The organism is Halapricum sp. CBA1109 (assembly GCF_009741825.1).
Lineage (GTDB): Archaea > Halobacteriota > Halobacteria > Halobacteriales > Haloarculaceae > Halapricum.
This window is the reverse complement of sequence record NZ_WPCA01000242.1, coordinates 1-1,905: the sequence shown is the minus strand read 5'-3', so window position 1 is coordinate 1,905 and position 1,905 is coordinate 1. Positions and strand designations below refer to the sequence as shown.

General features: G+C 66.6%; 3 protein-coding genes and 2 pseudogenes. 1 reads left to right on the top strand and 4 read right to left on the bottom strand.

The window, feature by feature from the left end:
* Positions 1-157 precede the first annotated feature (157 nt).
* A pseudogene (locus tag GJ629_RS15635) lies at positions 158-253 on the bottom strand (phosphatidylcholine/phosphatidylserine synthase); the annotation flags it as partial.
* 81 nt (positions 254-334) lie between these two features.
* Between GJ629_RS15635 and GJ629_RS15630 the strand changes: the two are divergent.
* Entirely contained in the window at positions 335-733 is a 399-nt protein-coding gene (locus GJ629_RS15630) for a plastocyanin/azurin family copper-binding protein (RefSeq protein WP_157513830.1), read from the top strand.
* A gap of 51 nt (positions 734-784) precedes the next feature.
* On the opposite strand, the gene GJ629_RS15625 is transcribed toward GJ629_RS15630, so the two are convergent.
* The 3 genes and pseudogenes from GJ629_RS15625 to GJ629_RS17365 all read right to left on the bottom strand — a co-directional run.
* The gene (locus GJ629_RS15625; protein WP_157513829.1) at positions 785-1,426 is read right to left on the bottom strand and encodes a 30S ribosomal protein S3ae; all 642 of its coding nucleotides are present in this window, start codon (positions 1,424-1,426) and stop codon (positions 785-787) included.
* The gene (locus GJ629_RS17370; RefSeq protein ID WP_370515937.1) at positions 1,423-1,653 is read right to left on the bottom strand and encodes a KEOPS complex subunit Pcc1; all 231 of its coding nucleotides are present in this window, start codon (positions 1,651-1,653) and stop codon (positions 1,423-1,425) included. Before GJ629_RS17370 ends, GJ629_RS15625 begins: the two co-directional genes overlap by 4 nt.
* Positions 1,650-1,905 (bottom strand): annotated as a pseudogene (locus GJ629_RS17365) (recombinase RecJ); the annotation flags it as partial. The pseudogene GJ629_RS17365 and the gene GJ629_RS17370, both read right to left, overlap by 4 nt.

The following is a 1,905-nucleotide window of genomic DNA, read 5'->3' as shown; positions in this document are numbered from 1 at the left end:
CCCCGACTACCGGGAGACTCCGCACGCTTCGATAGCAGTTGATGCATTGTGAGCCAACACTCCGCACACCGGGATTACTTGTTTTACGGTCTGGGATTCGCCGGTCGAAAATTCGAGATATTCAACGCCGAGTAGTGAGTCCGGGCTACTGCTGTGCCGCCGCGACGGCGGCGACGAACCCCAGCGCGGCGTTGGCAACGGTGACGCCGTCGGCCAGTCCCAGCCGTCCGACGAACCGTGGCCGTAGCTGCATACCAGTGCCGTCCGGGAGCGTGGTCTTAACGCGTTCGATACGGATCGTTCCACTCATTGGGATCCAGTCCCGAGGGGGAGTATGGACAGACGGGCGTTTCTCGCCGGATCGGCCGCCCTGCTCGGCGGCTGTGTCGGCCGCGGTGCCGAGGACCACGACGTGGGGATGACGCTTCAGGCGTTCGACCCCGCGACGATCACCGTCTCGGCCGGCACGGAAGTTGTCTGGAAAAACACGAGTTCCCGCGGCCACACGGTCAGCGCCTACGACGACGGCATCCCCGAGACGGCGGAGTACTTCGCCTCCGGCGGCTACGACGACGAGGACGCCGCCCGCGAGGCGTTCAACAACAGCGGCGGCGGCGTCATCAACGGCAGCGAGACCTACAGCCACACCTTCGAGGTGCCCGGCGTCTACGAGTACGTCTGCATTCCCCACGAGCGTGGCGGGATGGTCGGGACCGTCAACGTCGAGGAGTGACGGCGCCGCTGCTTCCCGGTTCGTAACCGACCGCGAAAAGGTGATATCGCGTTACTCGTCGACGGCGACGTCCTCTTCGTCGACGGCGACGCTGGTCTCCTCTTCGGCGGCGACTTCCTCGGGGTGGGCTTCGAGTCGCGCCTTCTGGATCTCGACGCGGCGAAGCGGGTAGATCGTCTTCGCCTCGTTGTAGATCGCCGAGGAGAGCCGACCCTCGACGACGCTGTCGATGAGGTCCTCGAAGGTGTGATCGACGGCGGTCTCCTCGACCATGTCGATCATCGTGCGGCGGATGGCCTTCTCCTGGCTCTCGTCGGCGCTTTTCGTGGTGAGCGCGACGGGCTGGATCTGGACCCGGTAGTCGTCGGTCGTCAGGACCGTGACGAACGCCTCGATCTTCGAGGAGCCGCGACGGACGAGGCTCCGGACGTAGTCCCGCGTGAGTTCGTGCTGGACGAACTCGGTGTAGGCGGTGTCGCTGCCGAGGTCGTTGACCTGGAAGGTCAGTTTGGTGTTGTTCTCGCTGGCGTTGTTCCGCAGGTCGCCCAGCGTGGTTTCGATGGTGCGGTCGAGCACCTGTTCCGGTTCGTCTGCCGGTGTCTTACCGAGCTCTTCGCGCCCGAACTGCTCGGGGGCGAGCACGGTGTACCACCGCTTCTGCTGTTTCTGCTTGGATACGGATCGTTCGCTCATGATTGGGTTGTGTCGGTGTCGGTCGTAGTCTGTGCGACGTGGAGGTTGACGACGTAGTCGTCGACGGTCGCCTGCAGTCCGCCTGTCGAGTCCCGGTCGACGGTCGTGACCACCCGGTCGCCCTCGACGCGGGTCGTCATCTCGTCGGTGTTGTCCGGCGCGAGCGCGGCCGCGACCACTTCGGGGTCGTCGTGGCGCGTGGTGATGCGGGCGTGACGGTCGGTCACGACTCCATCACCTCCCGGACGGCGAGCGCCGCGTCGGCGATGTCGCCGTCGACTTCGGCCGTGGCCTGCCGTGCGGTGCCGGCCACCGCGCCGCCGAGCGCGTCGGAAAACAGCACCCGGCAGTCGACGCCCGAATCGGCGACGGACGCGCCGGCGGCCCGGCCCGGACACAGCGCGAGGACGGCCGGTTCGGGCGCGCGGTAGTCACGGACCAGCCGTGTCACCGTCGCCACCGGCATCGCCGCCTCGCTC

Coding starts and splice junctions, on each gene's coding strand:
- GJ629_RS15630 (WP_157513830.1), top strand. CDS start 335: ATGGACAGACGGGCGTTTCTCGCCGGATCGGCCGCCCTGCTCGGCGGC.
- GJ629_RS15625 (WP_157513829.1), bottom strand. CDS start 1,426: ATGAGCGAACGATCCGTATCCAAGCAGAAACAGCAGAAGCGGTGGTAC.